We start from the raw sequence: 15556 nt of genomic DNA, 5'->3' as shown, positions 1-15556 counted from the left end.
GGGCGCGGCAAACGGGCCTCCCCCCAACACATTGGGGGAAAGCACGGCTCAGCTCGAGAGGCGCGAGATGATGATCTGCACCTCGGGCTTCTTGCCGACCTCTTCCTGCGTGGTCTTGCGGATGATCCGGCGCATGTCCTCTTCGAGCTTGTCATCGTCTGAGAGCGTCTTCGGTTTGGCGCGCATCAGGAATTGGTTCACATCCTCTTCCAGTACATCGACGAGCGGCGCACGCGACACACCGGTTTCCGGCAGGCCACGCAATTCGCACCAGCAATCGCCCAGCGGCTCGTCATCCTCGATAATCACGGTGGCGACCACCAGACCGTTCAGAGCGATGCGAATGCGATCGCGGACGATGCCGTCCATGGCACCGATCTGGATCGAGCCATCGAGATAGGTGCGCCCGGTCTCGACATATTCGGTCACCCGCGGCGCATTGCCGGAGAGATCGACACCGACGCCATTGGGCGCCACGATGGATTGGAACCCGTTGCTCTCGGCCAGTCTCGCATGTTCGCTCAGATGGCGGTGTTCACCATGCATCGGGATCACCACCTGCGGTTTGACGATCTCATGCATCATCGCCAGATCGGGCCGGTTGGCATGGCCGGAGACATGGATCTCGTCGCGGCCGGAGATCGTCTCCACCCCCATTTCCGAGAAACTGTTGAGGATGCGCGAGACCGAAACCTCATTGCCCGGAATGGTCTTCGAAGAGAAGATCATCGTGTCGCCCTCGGCCATCTTGAGCCCGAGGTATTTGCCCCGCGACAGCTGTGCGGTGGCGGCGCGATGTTCGCCCTGCGACCCGGTGGTCAGCAGCATCAGGTTCTCGCGCGGGATATCGCCGGCGTTTTCAGGCGAGACCGTCTTGGGGAAATCCGAAATGATCCCGGTCTCGATCGCCGCCGTGATCATCCGGCGCATGGCGCGGCCCAGAAGCACGACCGAGCGCCCGGCTTTCGAGCCGGCTTCGGCCAGGGTTTTCACCCGCGCAATGTTCGAGGCAAAGGTGGTCGCGGCGACCATGCCATCGAGCCCGGCGATAAGTTCGGTCAAGGGTTCGATGACTTCGGATTCGGAACGGCCCGGATGGGCGGAGAACACGTTGGTCGAGTCGCAGACCAACGCTTTCACCCCATCTTTCGAGATCTCTTCGAACAGGGCGCGGTCGAAGGGCTCGCCCACCACCGGGTTTTCATCGGCCTTGAAGTCACCAGTGTGGATCACCCGCCCTGCCGGGCTGTCGATGACCAGCGCAGAAGATTCCGGGATGGAATGCGAGATCGGCACAAAGCCGACGGTAAACGGCCCGACAGTGATCTGTTCCGGCCAGGCGGAAACGGTCTTGATCTGCAGCTCGTCATGGCCGTGCTCTTCGAACTTGAGACGCGCCAGATGGGCGGTAAAGGCCCGGGCATAGATCGGCGCATCGAGACGCGGCCAGAGATGACCGACGGCGCCGATATGGTCCTCATGCGCATGGGTGATGAAAATCGCCTCGATCCGCTCCTTGCGTTCTTCGAGCCAGGCGACATCGGCAAAGATCAGATCGACACCGGGCGTGCCATCCATCGAGGGGAAGGTCACCCCGAGATCCACGACGATATAACGCTCGTTCTCCACCGGGCCGTAGCCGTAGACGTAGCAGTTCATGCCGATCTCGCCGGCGCCCCCGAGGGGAAGATAAAGAAGACGGTCGCTCATAGGGTGCCCCGATCCTTATTATATTGATGAATGACCACGAGGCCGTGAATGGTCAGGAATTCGTCGAAAGCGTCAAACAGCTTGTGGCCCTGATTGAACAGCGGCGCAAGGCCCCCGGTGGCGATCACCCGCATCGGACGGCCATATTCGTCCTTGATCCGGTTGCAGGTCTCGCGCACGAGGCCGACATAGCCCCAGAACACGCCCGATTGCATGCAGGCCACCGTATTGGTGCCGATCACCTTTTCCGGCATGGTCACATCGACATGCGGCAGAGCGGCGGCCTTGAGGTGCAGGCTCTCGAGCGAGGTGTTCACCCCCGGGGAGATCACGCCACCGACATAGGCGCCGTCTTCCGCCACCACATCGAATGTGGTCGCGGTGCCGAAATCCACCACGATCAAGTCGCCGCCGAACCGGTCAAACGCCCCTGCCGAGTTCACGAGACGGTCCGGGCCAACGGTTGTGCCCTCGTCGACGCGCGGATCATGCGGCAAAAGGCATTCCGGTTTGCCCACCACCAATGGCCGGCAATCGAAATAGCGGTTGGCCAGAACCCGCAGGTTGAACACCACGCGCGGCACGGTCGAGGAAATGATCACCTCGGTGATATCCGCCTCGATCTTCTGAAAATTCATCAGGGTGGAGAGCCAGACGTAATACTGATCCGCCGTACGCTGATGCTCGGTCGAGGTGCGCCATGTGGCGATGAACTCGGCCCCGTTCCAGATGGAAAACACGGTGTTGGTATTGCCGGTGTCGATACAGAGAAGCATCAGAAATAGACCTCTGCGGCTGGGATGGAAAGCTTGCCCTTCGGAGTGGCGAGAACGAGGTTGCCGAAAGCGTCCACGGTCTCGAAGGTCCCGTGATGGGTCTCGGCCATGGTGCGCGCCCGGATCGGTTCGCCCAGACGCGCCGCGCGGGCGAGCCAGGCGGTGCGGATGGGGGCAAACCCGTAGGTGGTGAATTGCGCCTCCCAATGGGCAAAGGCCGGGGCGAGCTGATCGAGGAATTCCTCGGGCTGGACCAGGGCCCCGGTCTCATGGGCAAGGCTGACGGGGGCTGCTGCCCCCTCTTCGACCGCGGCCCGCTCCGGCGCTTCGGCGAGGTTCACGCCGATGCCGATCGCCAGATGCGATGACCCGCGTTCCAAGAGGATGCCGGCCACCTTGCCGCCATTGAGCAACACGTCATTCGGCCATTTCAGCGCGAACGGATCGGTGCGGCCGGTGACCGCCACGAATGCATCGTAAAGCGCCAGCGAGGCGACGAAGCTTCGAAGCGCCACAAGCTCGGGCGGCTCTGTCGGGAACATCAGCAGCGTGGCGGAGAAATTCCCCACCGGGTTGACCCAGGGCCGGCCACGGCGGCCATGGGCAGCAGTTTGGCTGTGCGCCAAAATCCATTGCGGAAATGTGGAAGAGGCCGCGACACGCGCGGCCTCCGACATGGTGCTGTCCACAGAGGGGAGGACGGTGCGCCCTACCCCATCGGGCCATATATACATCTTATCCGGCACGGGTGCGCGTCACTTGACCAGAGCATCCGCAGCCAGCGCGGCCATGCCCTCGACACCGAACATATTGACGATCCCGACGAGCATGATCAGCGCCGAGGCGATCAGCAGCACATAGGCGACCGGATTGGAAACCTGATCGAGCGGATCGGTCTCGGTGCCGAAATACATGTAGTAGACGATGCGCAGGTAGTAGAAGGCCCCGATCACCGAAGCGATCACACCGAAGACGGCGAGATAGACCAGCCCGGCGCCCCAGGCGGCTTGCAGCACGGCCAGTTTCCCGAAGAACCCGAGCATCGGCGGCACCCCCGCCAAGGAGAACATCAGCACCAGAAGCGCCAGCGCCTTGGTCGGCGAATTGCGCCAGTAGAGGTTCAGCGCAGAGATGTCGGTGACCGGCTTGCCGTCGCGCTCCATCGTCATGATGAAGGCAAAAGTGCCGATGTTCATCGCCACGTAGATCGCCATGTAGATGAGCGCCGATTGCACGCCCTGGGCATTGCCGGCAGCGAGGCCCATGAGTGCGAAGCCCATGTGGGAGATCGAGGAGTAAGCCATCAGACGTTTGATGTTCTTCTGGCCGATCCCGGCCACGGCGCCAAGGAACATGGAGGCCACGGCGATCACCGCGAGCACCTGTTGCCAATCGCCGACGATGCCGCCGAACGCGTCATGCAGCACCCGGGCAAAGAGCCCCATCGCGGCCAGTTTCGGCGCGGTGGCGAAGAAGGCGGTCGTGGGCGTCGGCGCCCCCTCGTAGACATCCGGGGTCCACATGTGGAACGGCACGGCGGACACTTTGAACGCCAGACCGGTCATCACGAAGACCAGGCCGAAGAGCACGCCCACCGGCACCTCGTTCTGCACCACGGAGATGATGCCGGCGAAAGAGGTGGTGCCGGAGAACCCGTACACGAGCGAAGAGCCATAAAGCAGCAGCCCCGAGGAGAGCGAGCCCAGCACGAAATACTTCAGACCGGCCTCGGTGGATTTCACGCTGTCACGACGGAAGGACGCGATGACGTAAAGCGCCAGCGACATCAGTTCGAGCCCGAGATAGAGCGCCATCAGGTCGCCAGCGGAGACCATCACCATCATGCCGATGGTCGAGAACAGCACCAAGATCGGGTATTCGAACTTCGCAAAGCCGCGCTTTTCGAGGAAGTCATAGGACATCACCAGCACGGCGGCGCCGGCGAGCAGGATACCCACCTTGCCGAAGCGCGAGAAGGCGTCGTCGATGAACATGCCGCCAAAGGCCGTGTTGGCCCCCTCGCCGCCCAGCCCGATCATCAGCGCGATGATCACGAAGACCGCAGCTGTGAGCCAGGTGATCACGCCTGCGAGCTTATCCTTGCCGGTATAGACGGCAAAGAGCAGCGCGGCCATGCCGTAGATGGCGAGGAGCACTTCCGGCAGGACGATGGAAAAGTCGTTAGAGGTCATATCCAGTGTCCCTTAATGCGTTGCGACATCTGCCACCATCGGCAGAGCAGCGTGGTAGTTTTCGACGAGCGCCGTAACCGACGGCCCGATCAGATCGAGCACCAGCGACGGATAGACACCCAGCAGGAGCGTCATGACCACCAGCGGTGCGAAAATCCATTTCTCGCGCGGGGTCATGTCCTTGATGGTCTTCAGGCTCTCCTTGATCAGATCCCCCAGGACGACCCGGCGGTAGAGCCAGAGCGCATAGGAGGCCGAGAAGATCACGCCAGAGGCGGCAACGAGAGCGACCCAGGTGTTGGCTTGGAAGATGCCCAGAAGCGTCAGGAATTCACCGATGAACCCGGAAGTGCCCGGCAGGCCGACGTTGGCCATGGTGAAGAACATGAATACCAGCGCATAGGCGGGCATGCGGTTCTGCAGACCACCGAAGGCGGCGATGTCGCGGGTGTGCATCCGGTCATAGATCACGCCAACACAAAGGAAGAGCGCGCCGGAGACAAACCCGTGCGAGATCATCTGGAAGATCGCGCCATCGAGACCCTGTTGGTTGAAGGTGAAGATACCGGCGGTGACATAGCCCATGTGGGCGACAGAGGAATAAGCGATCAGCTTTTTCATATCTTCCTGCACCAGCGCGACGAGCGAGGCATAGACGATGGCGATCACCGAGAGCCAGAGCACGAAGTTGGCGAGATGGTCGGAGGCGACCGGGAACATCGGCAGCGAGAAGCGCAGGAAGCCGTAGCCGCCCATCTTCAACAGGATCGCGGCCAGAACCACGGAACCGGCGGTCGGCGCCTGAACGTGGGCGTCGGGCAACCAGGTGTGCACCGGCCACATCGGCATTTTCACCGCGAAAGAGGCGAAGAAGGCCAGGAACGCCAGCGTCTGGAACCCGCCGATGATGTTGAAGCCCAGCACCTGAATGGTCTCGGAAGAGAACTCATGGGTCAGAAGTTGCGCAATATCGGTGGTGCCTGCGTCGACATACATGGCGATCATCGCCACCAGCATCAGCACGGAGCCCAAGAAGGTGTAGAGGAAGAACTTGAACGCCGCGTAGATCCGGTTCTTGCCGCCCCAGATGCCGATGATCAGGAACATCGGAATGAGACCGGCTTCGAAGAACAGGTAGAAGAGCACCAGATCCAGCGCCGTGAACACGCCGAGCATCAGCGTTTCCAGGAGCAGGAAGGCGATCATGTATTCCTTGACCCGGGTGTTCACGTCCCAGGCGGACCAGATCACCAGCGGCATCAGCGCGGTGGTGAGCATCACGAAGAGCACCGAGATGCCGTCGACGCCCATCTTGTATTTGAGCCCCATGATCCAGTCGGCCTCTTCGACCATCTGGAACCCGGTGTCTTCGGGATCAAAGCCGAACAGGATGAACAGAGAGATCACAAAGGTGATCACGGTCGCGAAGAGCGCGAGCCTCTTGGCGTTGAGTTGCGCCACCTTGTCGTCGCCGCGCAAAAACAGCGCGAGGACAAGGGCGGCCACCGTCGGAAGGAAGGTGACGAAAGTCAGCACGTTATCCATTACTGTGCTCCTCCGCCGATCGACATCCAGGTAATCAAGATCACAATCCCCAGAACCATGCTAAATGCATATGTAAAGATGAAGCCCGACTGCGCCCGGCCGGCAAGGCGGGTGAAGAAGGGCACGATGCCCATGGCGAGACCGTTGATCGCGCCATCGATGGTGCCCTCGTCGCCGCGCTTCCACAGGAAGCGGCCAAATGCGAGCAGCGGACGAACGATGATCGCGTCGTAGATCTCGTCGAAATACCATTTGTTCAACAGGAACTGGTAGGCGACGGGCTGGCTCTCGGCCAACCTCTTCGGCGTTTCCGGTTTCCAGATGTAGAACCAGATGGCGACGAGGAAACCCAGAACCATGGCGACGAAGGGCGAGACCTTCACCCAGGTCGGCGAATGGTGCGCGTCATCCATGACGGTGTTATCCGCGGCCAGGTAAAGCGCGCCCTGCGGGGCCATGCCGGCCTCGCCATGCGCGGCAGCGGCCTCACCGTGGCCCTCTTCCGCCGTGGCGACAGCGGCGCCATGGCCATCGGCCGCGGCTTCGCCCTCGGCCATGGCCGCAACCTCATGCTGCGGCATGCCGAAGAACTCGAGGAATTTCTCGTGATCGCCGAAGAAGCTGTTGTACCAGAGCATACCGCCGAAGATCGCGCCCAGGGACAGGGTGCCGATCGGCACCAGCATCACAAGCGGGCTCTCATGGGCATGGTCATGCGCATGATGATCGCCACGGGCCTTGCCAAAGAAGGTCATGAAGATCAGACGCCAGGAGTAGAAAGAGGTGAACAGCGCCGCAATCACCAGCATCCAGAAGGCATAGCCGACACCGGAAGCATAGGCGCTCTCGATGATCGAGTCTTTCGACAGGAAGCCGGCAAAGCCGATGGTGGTGAGCGGGATACCGACACCGGTGATGGCCAGCGTGCCGATGATCATCATCCAATAGGTGAACGGGATCTTTTTACGCAGACCGCCGTAGTTGCGCATGTCCTGCTCGTGGTGCATCGCGGTGATGACCGAGCCGGCGCCCAAGAACAGCATGGCCTTGAAGAAAGCATGCGTCAGCAGGTGGAACATCGCCGGGCCGTAAGCGCCGACACCGGCGGCTACGAACATGTACCCGAGCTGCGAACAGGTCGAATAGGCGATGACGCGTTTGATGTCGTTCTGCACCAGACCGACGGTGGCGGCGAAAAACGCCGTCGTCGCGCCGATATAGACGATGAACATCTGGGCCTGCGGCGCGTATTCGAAGATCGGCGACATGCGGCAAACGAGGAAGACGCCCGCGGTCACCATGGTGGCGGCGTGAATGAGCGCCGACACCGGCGTCGGGCCTTCCATCGCATCGGGCAGCCAGGTGTGCAGGAAGAGCTGCGCCGATTTGCCCATGGCACCGATGAACAGCAGGAAGGCCAGAAGGTTAGCGGCGTTCCATTCGGTCCAGAGGAAATGCAGCTGCGTATCCGCCAGCATCGCGCCCGAGGCGAAGACATCGTCGAGACGAATGCTGTCGGTGAGGAAGAACAGCCCCATGATGCCGAGCACGAAACCGAAGTCACCGACGCGGTTGACGATGAAGGCTTTCATCGAAGCGGCACCGGCCGAAGGTTTCTTGAAATAGAAACCGATGAGCAGATAGGAGGCGAGACCCACGCCTTCCCAGCCGAAGAACATCTGGGCCAGGTTGTCCGAGGTCACCAGCATCAGCATGGCAAAGGTGAAGAGCGACAGATAGGCAAAGAAACGGGCGCGGTAGGGCTCGTTATCGCCGAAGTTTTCGTCATGCGCCATGTATCCGAGAGAGTAGAGATGCACGAGCGCCGACACCGTGTTGACCACGATCAGCATGATGGTGGTGAGCCGGTCGAGGCGGATGCCCCAGTCGACCGACAGAGACCCGCTTTCGATCCAGCGCAGCACGGTGACATGCTCGGTGGTGCCGTCGAAGGTGAGGAACACGACCCAGGACAGGATCGCGGCGAGGAACAACAGGCCCGTCGTCAGATATTGCGCGCCCTTCTCGCCGATCACACGCCAGCCGAAGCCGCCGATGATGGCACCGACAAGCGGCGCAAAGAGGATGATCGTTTCCATATGCCCTTACCCTTTCATCACGTTGACGTCTTCGACGTCGATCGTGCCGCGGTTGCGGAAGAAGCTCACGAGGATGGCAAGCCCGATGGCGGCCTCGGCGGCGGCCACGGTCAGCACCAGCATCGTGAAAATCTGTCCCGTCAGATCCCCCAGGAAGGAGGAGAAGGCGACAAGGTTGATATTGACCGACAGCAGGATCATCTCGATGGACATCAGGATGATGATGATGTTCTTCCGGTTCAAAAAGAGCCCGAAAATGCCGATGACAAACAGCGCCGCTGCGACTGTCAGGTAATGTTCAAGTCCGACCATGTCGTCCCTCAGTTCTTTCTCTCTCGCCGCACGTCCGGCGGCCTTTGGTTCGGGGCGGGCTGCACTCGCCCCGGCATTTTTCGCGAGGAGGCGGCTTAGAGCCCCTGCCCCGGTTTGACGTCCTTGATCTCGATCGCCGTGTTCGGGTCGCGATACATCTGGAACAGCACGTTCTGACGTTTCACATCCGAGCGGTGGCGCAGCGTGAGGACGATGGCGCCGATCATGGCGACCAGCAGGATCAGGCCGGCCAGTTGGAACAGCATCAGGTAGTCGTCATACATGAGCATGCCCAGAGCGGCGGTGTTCTGCACTTCGGTGAGATCCGGCGTCACCGAACGGCGCAGCGCCTCGGCCCCTTCGGCCGTGGTCCAGTCGCCAAAGGCGAAGGCCATTTGCAGGATCAGCACCACGCCGATCAACAGCCCGAAGGGCAGGTATTTCGCCATCCCCGCCTTGAGCTCGGCAAAGTCGACATCGAGCATCATCACCACGAACAGGAACAGAACCATGACCGCGCCGACATAGACGATGACCAGCAGCATGGCGACGAATTCCGCGCCCAGAAGGACGAAGAGACCCGAGGCCGACAGGAAGGTCAGGATCAGCCAGAGCACAGAGTGCACCGGGCTTTTGGAGACCACCGTAAAGGTCGCCGCCACCAGCATGGTGATGGAGAAAAGATAAAATGCGTAATCCGCGACAGTCATTCACTGTCCTCCTGCGTCTCGGAGAAGACGGCCTGCGCCAACTCCAGTGCTTTTGACATAGCGGGCACACCGCCCAGCATTGACATTTGATAGATCACTTCCGCGATCTCTTTCTGGCTCGCGCCCGCCTCAAGCGCATGGCGAACCGTCATCTTGAACGGCGCCTCCGCCTGGGCCCCCAGAACCGTCTGCCCCGCCAGAACCACCAGAAGCCGGGTCTTGGCGTCCAACCCGTCCTTGTTGAAGGTGTTGCCCCAGAACATCTCCATCTGTTCCTTCGACATGGTCGGGAACAGCTTGTCGAGAGAGGGCATCTGGAAGCTCTCCAGCGCCGGGTTGAACGAGGCGGCCATCTTCTGGCTCTGCTCGATCATCTCTGCGAAAAGTTTGGCGAAATCGTTCATCGGGGCTCCTTCGGGGGCCAGTCGGGCGGCGGGGTTTGGGCTCCTTAGCGGTAGGGCGCGTCCAGTTCGAGGTTGCGGGCGATCTCCGCCTCCCACATGGCGCCGTTCTCAAGGAGTTTCTCCTTGTCGTAGAACAGTTCCTCACGGGTTTCGGTGGCGAATTCGAAATTCGGACCTTCGACGATCGCATCCACCGGACAGGCTTCCTGACAGAAGCCGCAATAGATGCATTTCGTCATGTCGATGTCGTAGCGCGTGGTGCGGCGCGAGCCATCCTCACGCGGTTCGGCATCGATGGTGATGGCCTGCGCCGGGCAGATCGCTTCGCAAAGCTTACAGGCAATGCAACGTTCCTCACCGTTCGGATAGCGCCGCAGCGCGTGCTCGCCCCGGAAACGCGGGGAAAGCGGCCCCTTTTCATGCGGGTAGTTGATCGTCGCCTTGGGCGCGAAGAAATACCGCAGACCGATTTTGAAGCCGGCCCAGATGTCCATCATCAGGAAATACTTGGCGGCGCGGGTGTAATCGAGAGCCATGGGTTAGCCTCCTACCGTCCAGCGCGCGTAGGTTCCCCAAAGCGCACCGTATTGAGCAAAGAAAGCGACCAGAACGACCCAGGCCAGCGACAGCGGCAGGAAGACTTTCCAACCGATGCGCATCAGCTGGTCGTAGCGGTAGCGGGGCACGATGGCTTTCACCATCGAGAAGACGAAGAATGCCAGCAGCATCTTGATCACGAGCCAGAGGATACCGTCGGGCAAGAATTCCACCGGAGAGTTCCAGCCGCCGAAGAACAGGATCGACACCAGCGCGCACATCAGCACCACGGCCATCAGCTCGCCCATCATGAACAAGAGGAACGGCGTGGAGGAATATTCCACCTGATACCCGGCGACGAGTTCCGATTCCGCTTCCGGCAGATCAAACGGCGGTCGGTTGGTTTCCGCGAGCGCCGAGACGAAGAACAGGAAGACCATCGGGAAATGCGGCAGCCAGTACCAGGAGAAGATCCCCTTGCCGTCCTGGGCTGCGACGATGTCACCGAAGTTCATCGAACCGGTGGAGATGATCACACCGATGATGATCAGACCGATCGAGACCTCATAAGAGATCATCTGTGCCGCAGAGCGCAGGGAGCCCAAGAACGGGTACTTGGAGTTCGACGCCCAACCGCCCATGATCACGCCGTAAACTTCCAGAGACGAGACCGCGAAGACATAGAGGATCGCGACGTTGATGTCGGCAATGACCCAGCCATCATTCCACGGGATCACGGCCCAGGCGATACAGGCGGTGATAAAGGTGATCATCGGCGCCAGGTAGAAGACGAATTTATCCGCCCCTGCCGGCACCACCACCTCTTTCACAATGTATTTGATAAAGTCCGCAAAAGACTGCAGCAGACCGAAAACACCAACGATGTTCGGACCTTTGCGCATCTGGACAGCCGCCCAGATTTTGCGGTCGCCATACATCAGGAAGGCGAGTGCCACGAAGAGCGGCACGAGGACCAGCAAGATTTGCCCAAGCGTGAGCAATGCGATCCCAAGATTTGTTGTCGTGAAAAATTCGACCATGTCCTAGCCTTTCACACCGTCGGTATTCCGTTGTCCCGACAATTTGCGACCACGACCTCAGCGTCGAGCTGGCGCAAACCATCGGGGAGCGCTGGCGAGATGGTGTAAACAGCATCCGCGCTCCAAATTCCAGCCTCTTGTGCGACATTTGTGCGCACGTGACGCGCAAACCCGAAACCCCGGATCAGCGCATATTGCGCGGCGGCACAGTCAGCATAGGCCACCACGTTCGTTTTTGCCTCTGTCCCCTTGGCGGAGACGAAGAAATTCACCAGATCGCCGTCCAGAAGACGGGTCTCGACACCGAGATAATCGGTGGCCGGCGCCGCACGTCCCACTTCCGCCCCCGTATCGGGCGCGGTGCAGCATGGCCGGGGCGAACAGCCCGCGAGCACTGCCACAGCCAGCCCGAGAGCGGCAGGATATGCGACGCCTGCGATCATTATTCCGCCGCCACCGGGGCCTCGGCGCGGGCCTTGGCCATGGTCGAAAGCTCGGCCATCAGCACGGACGCGCGCGCGATCGGGTTGGTGAGGTAGAAATCCTTCACCGCATTGCGGAAGGTCGCCTTGCCGAGTTTCTTCTCGGGCAGAGCTTTGAGTTCATTTTCCGGCACGTCACCGATCTGTGCCAGATGCGGCACCTCGGCGATCAGCGCGTTGCGCAGCTGCGCCAGCGAATCAAACGGCAGGGTCGCGCCGAGTTCCGCGGAGAGCGCCCGCAGAATCGCCCAGTTCTCTTTCGCCTCGCCCGGCGGGAAGGCCGCGCGCAAAGCCAATTGAGGCCGGCCTTCGGTGTTGACGAAGAGACCGTTTTCCTCGGTATAGGCCGCGCCCGGCAGGATCACGTCGGCGCGGTGTGCACCGCGGTCGCCATGGCTGCCCTGATAGATCACGAAAGCCCCCTCGCCCACTTCGACCTCATCGGCACCGAGGTTGTAGATCACCTCGGCCCCATCGAGCGCGGCGTCGAGCCCACCTTCGGTCACGGCAGCGACATCCATTGCACCGACGCGCGACGCGGCACTGTGCAGGATCATCAGTTTCGATTTGGTCGCCTCGGCGAGTTTCTGCGCGGCGGCCAGAACGGCGGCACCATCGGCCTCGTTGATCGCACCGGCACCGACGATGATGAGCGACGGCTGGTCGACAACATCGCCGTAGCTCTTGTCCAGAAGGCTCTCCAGCGCGGCACGGTCGGTGCCCACATGGGCGTAATCATAGGTCAGATCGACGGCCTCGCCGACCAAACCCACTTTCGCGCCTTTCGCCCAGGCCTTGCGGATACGGGCATTCAGCACCGGCGCCTCATCGCGCGGGTTGGTGCCGATCAGCTGAATGAATTTCGCATCGTCGATATCGGCGATGGAGGCGGTGCCAGCATAGGCACCGCGGTTGCCGGCGGGCAATTTCGCGCCATCGATGCGGCATTCGACGTTGCCGCCGAGGCCTTCAACCAGTTGCTTGAGCGCGAAAGCCGCTTCGACCGGGGCGAGATCGCCGATCAGGCCGGTGACTTTCTTGCCCTTCATCGCCGTGGCCGCAGCAGAGAGCGCCTCGGCCCAGCTGGCCTTGGTCAGCTTGCCATCCTTGCGCACATAGGGCGTGTCGAGGCGCTGGCGCTTCAACCCGTCCCAGATGAAGCGGGTCTTGTCGGAAATCCATTCCTCGTTCACGCCATCGTGGTTGCGCGGCAGGATGCGCATCACTTCGCGACCCTTGGTATCGACACGGATGTTCGAACCGAGCGCATCCATCACATCGATGGTCTCGGTCTTGGTCAGCTCCCAGGGGCGCGCGGTGAACGCATAGGGTTTGCTGGTCAGCGCACCAACCGGGCAGAGATCGATGATATTGCCCTGCATGTTGGAGGCGAGTGTTTCGTTGAGATAGCTGGTGATCTCGCTGTCTTCGCCACGCCCGGTCTGACCCATCTGGGTGATGCCGGCGACCTCGGTGGTGAAGCGCACGCAACGGGTGCAGGAGATACAGCGCGTCATCGCGGTGGAGACAAGCGGCCCGAGGTTCAGCTCTTCGGTGGCGCGTTTCGGTTCGCGGTAGCGCGAGAAATCGACACCGTAAGCCATAGCCTGGTCCTGCAGGTCGCATTCGCCACCCTGGTCACAGATCGGGCAGTCGAGCGGGTGGTTGATCAGGAGGAATTCCATCACCCCTTCGCGCGCCTTCTTGACCATCGGCGAATTGGTTTTCACCACCGGCGGCTGGCCTTCCGGCCCCGGGCGCATGTCTTTGACCTGCATCGCGCAAGAGGCCGCCGGTTTCGGCGGGCCGCCCACGACCTCGACCAGACACATGCGGCAGTTGCCCGCGATGGACAGCCGTTCGTGATAGCAGAACCGCGGCACTTCGACCCCGGCCACTTCACAGGCCTGGAGGATCGTCATGGCCGGATCGACTTCGACCTCGGTCCCGTCAATGATGATTTTGCGCTTGTCTGCCATACTGCATCACCTGTTCTTCATGAGTTTGCCAAGCGGCGTCCGCTTCGCAATCTGCGCTTTGCCGAAGGCGCACATCGCCTCCGTATCCCGTTTTTCAATGCCGTTGGCGGCAAAGAAGCGTTCCGATTTCGCGGCAAGCGTGGCGAGAAACGCCGGGTCTTGCAGCGATTGAATGTCGCGGGCGCCATAGCCCTTGGCCGTGATCGTGCCCATCATCTCTTTGGCCTGCCGGTTCACACGCACCGTGCGCGGGGCCAGTTTGGGGCAGATCGTCGTTAGTTCCGTGACAATCATATTGTCCACCAGCACGGCGGTGATCTCCGCATCCGCCGCGATGCCCTGCCCCGCAATGTCCTGCGCCACCACCGGCGTGGCCAAAAGCCCGAGCAGAGCGGCATATGTGGTGCGACGGATCATTTCGTGCTCCTCAGGAAAGAGCCGATGATCGAGCCGCGCGCGATCTCCGCCTCGCCAAAGGCACAGAGCCCCTCGGGGGTTTTCGGATCGAAGCCGGCGGCACGGACATAGTCCTCGCCCAGACGGCGAATGCGCAGCTCTTCGCTGTCGCTCTCGACATAGGCGCGGATCTCATCGTCGCTGTAGCCGAGATCAGACGCGCGGTTCTTGAGCCCCCAGAGGAACGACAGGCCTTTGATCTTCTTCACGTCGATGGTCGGACATTCATCGCCCACCTCGACCGCCAGACCGGCCCAGAGCATATTGCGGTCGATCTCTGCGACCTCTCTGAGCGGCGGCAATTCGGCCGCCGCGGCGGCGCCGGAGACCAGCGCCAGGGCAAGCGGGATATGTTTCATATTCAGTGTCATAGGGGTGCTCCTTGAACCGAAGCCGGCTCATGCGGGCGACAAGCTTTGGTCATGTAAAGCCGCGCCTCCTTGATGAACGACCAGCCAAAGGCATGATCGCTGTCCCCATGTTTCTGTTTGTAGGCAAGACGTTCGAGCGCCTCGTCCAAGGTGGGCTTGTGCCCCGGCTCCACGTGCCACATCACGAAATGCTGGTCGGCCATCAGCTCGAACCACTCTTCGCGGCGGTCGTAGAATTGCTTGTGTACCGTGTTGAAGACGAAATGCTCGAGGCTTTCGACATCTTCCCAAACGGTGAGATTGGCGACAAACTGCGGGTCATCGCCAATGTGGTTCTCGGTGTTTCCTGTGCCCGGCTCGCCCGACCCCTCGGCCATCCAGACAAAGCCCGGCATGCGCTTGCCCATGCCGTTGATCTTGTCGAGCGCGCCCATGAACTCGGCCACGCGGGCGTCCCCCGGTTCGGCCACAAGCCGTCCGATGTTCAGCTCCGCGAGATGTCGGATCGGGAAAGAGGTCATTGCGGCCGGCCCTCCCTCAATGTCGCGCCCAGAGGCGTCATCGCTTTCATCTCGACCCGCGCCGCGGCACAGAAGGCTTTCTCATCGGCCTGACCATGGATGCCGTGGCGTTCCGAAAAGCCGGTCAGCGCCGTCTCAAACCGCGTGCGGTTGACCGCCGGATCGCTGAACGGCTGGCGTTCGACCCGTGACGACAGGAAGGTCCGAACCTGGCCGTGGATCTCGATCCCGTCGCAGACATCGGCGATGTCCTTTGACAACAGAAGCATCCCGGCCAGTTCTTCGCTACCCATGTCACGAAACGCCGCCCGCGCCACCACCATCCGGTCTTGCGACATGCCACGCATCGCCTCATTCGCCTGATCCATCTGGCAGGCGGTGAGCACCGTGAGCGGCAATATGGCGGCCATGGACTTCATCGG

At 61.3% G+C, this 15556-nt stretch carries 17 protein-coding genes; all 17 read right to left on the bottom strand.

Translation table 11 applies throughout. The features are described 5' to 3' along the window. Positions 1 to 48: 48 nt before the first annotated feature. Positions 49 to 1710, bottom strand: a complete 1662-nt coding sequence (locus BM151_RS01480; protein WP_090056138.1) for a ribonuclease J — start codon at positions 1708 to 1710, stop codon at positions 49 to 51. Continuing rightward, positions 1707 to 2486: a type III pantothenate kinase gene (locus BM151_RS01475; RefSeq protein ID WP_090056135.1), complete on the bottom strand. Its 780-nt coding sequence runs from the start codon at positions 2484 to 2486 to the stop codon at positions 1707 to 1709. Before BM151_RS01475 ends, BM151_RS01480 begins: the two co-directional genes overlap by 4 nt. Next, positions 2486 to 3220: a biotin--[acetyl-CoA-carboxylase] ligase gene (locus BM151_RS01470; protein WP_090056133.1), complete on the bottom strand. Its 735-nt coding sequence runs from the start codon at positions 3218 to 3220 to the stop codon at positions 2486 to 2488. The genes BM151_RS01475 and BM151_RS01470 overlap by 1 nt, the downstream gene beginning before the upstream one ends. Before the next feature lie 21 nt (positions 3221 to 3241). After that, positions 3242 to 4678, bottom strand: coding sequence for an NADH-quinone oxidoreductase subunit NuoN (gene nuoN, locus BM151_RS01465; RefSeq protein WP_090056126.1), 1437 nt, complete (start codon positions 4676 to 4678; stop codon positions 3242 to 3244). A gap of 12 nt (positions 4679 to 4690) precedes the next feature. Continuing rightward, positions 4691 to 6223 carry an NADH-quinone oxidoreductase subunit M gene (locus BM151_RS01460; RefSeq protein ID WP_090056122.1) on the bottom strand — a complete coding sequence of 511 codons (1533 nt, stop codon included), beginning with the start codon at positions 6221 to 6223 and terminating at the stop codon, positions 4691 to 4693. Then, on the bottom strand, positions 6223 to 8322 hold the full coding sequence (nuoL, locus tag BM151_RS01455) for an NADH-quinone oxidoreductase subunit L (protein WP_090056118.1): 2100 nt from the start codon (positions 8320 to 8322) through the stop codon (positions 6223 to 6225). The genes BM151_RS01460 and nuoL overlap by 1 nt, the downstream gene beginning before the upstream one ends. Positions 8323 to 8328: 6 nt before the next feature. Continuing rightward, positions 8329 to 8634, bottom strand: a complete 306-nt coding sequence (gene nuoK, locus BM151_RS01450) for an NADH-quinone oxidoreductase subunit NuoK (RefSeq protein ID WP_090056114.1) — start codon at positions 8632 to 8634, stop codon at positions 8329 to 8331. A gap of 95 nt (positions 8635 to 8729) precedes the next feature. Further along, positions 8730 to 9344 carry an NADH-quinone oxidoreductase subunit J gene (locus BM151_RS01445; RefSeq protein WP_090056110.1) on the bottom strand — a complete coding sequence of 205 codons (615 nt, stop codon included), beginning with the start codon at positions 9342 to 9344 and terminating at the stop codon, positions 8730 to 8732. After that, entirely contained in the window at positions 9341 to 9748 is a 408-nt protein-coding gene (locus tag BM151_RS01440) for a carboxymuconolactone decarboxylase family protein (protein WP_090056106.1), read from the bottom strand. Before BM151_RS01440 ends, BM151_RS01445 begins: the two co-directional genes overlap by 4 nt. Positions 9749 to 9792: 44 nt before the next feature. Then, positions 9793 to 10284, bottom strand: coding sequence for an NADH-quinone oxidoreductase subunit NuoI (gene nuoI / locus BM151_RS01435; RefSeq protein WP_090056103.1), 492 nt, complete (start codon positions 10282 to 10284; stop codon positions 9793 to 9795). A gap of 3 nt (positions 10285 to 10287) precedes the next feature. Next, entirely contained in the window at positions 10288 to 11325 is a 1038-nt protein-coding gene (nuoH, locus tag BM151_RS01430) for an NADH-quinone oxidoreductase subunit NuoH (RefSeq protein WP_090056100.1), read from the bottom strand. 11 nt (positions 11326 to 11336) lie between these two features. Beyond that, positions 11337 to 11768, bottom strand: coding sequence for a hypothetical protein (locus BM151_RS01425; protein WP_090056096.1), 432 nt, complete (start codon positions 11766 to 11768; stop codon positions 11337 to 11339). Further along, positions 11768 to 13786 (bottom strand): NADH-quinone oxidoreductase subunit NuoG, encoded by a 2019-nt coding sequence (nuoG, locus tag BM151_RS01420; RefSeq protein ID WP_090056093.1) that lies wholly within the window; start codon positions 13784 to 13786, stop codon positions 11768 to 11770. The genes BM151_RS01425 and nuoG overlap by 1 nt, the downstream gene beginning before the upstream one ends. Positions 13787 to 13792: 6 nt before the next feature. Continuing rightward, complete coding sequence (locus tag BM151_RS01415; RefSeq protein ID WP_090056088.1) at positions 13793 to 14203, bottom strand: DUF5333 family protein; 411 nt, start codon at positions 14201 to 14203, stop codon at positions 13793 to 13795. Further along, positions 14200 to 14613: a DUF5333 domain-containing protein gene (locus BM151_RS01410; RefSeq protein WP_090056084.1), complete on the bottom strand. Its 414-nt coding sequence runs from the start codon at positions 14611 to 14613 to the stop codon at positions 14200 to 14202. The genes BM151_RS01415 and BM151_RS01410 overlap by 4 nt, the downstream gene beginning before the upstream one ends. Then, entirely contained in the window at positions 14610 to 15134 is a 525-nt protein-coding gene (locus BM151_RS01405; RefSeq protein WP_090056080.1) for a DUF3291 domain-containing protein, read from the bottom strand. Before BM151_RS01405 ends, BM151_RS01410 begins: the two co-directional genes overlap by 4 nt. Continuing rightward, positions 15131 to 15553, bottom strand: a complete 423-nt coding sequence (locus BM151_RS01400) for a hypothetical protein (protein WP_143093012.1) — start codon at positions 15551 to 15553, stop codon at positions 15131 to 15133. Before BM151_RS01400 ends, BM151_RS01405 begins: the two co-directional genes overlap by 4 nt. Between the last annotated feature and the right edge of the window lie 3 nt (positions 15554 to 15556).

It is taken from the genome of Celeribacter neptunius, from assembly GCF_900113955.1.
GTDB classification, from domain to species: Bacteria; Pseudomonadota; Alphaproteobacteria; order Rhodobacterales; family Rhodobacteraceae; genus Celeribacter; species Celeribacter neptunius.
This window is presented reverse-complemented; position numbering and strand designations above follow the sequence as displayed.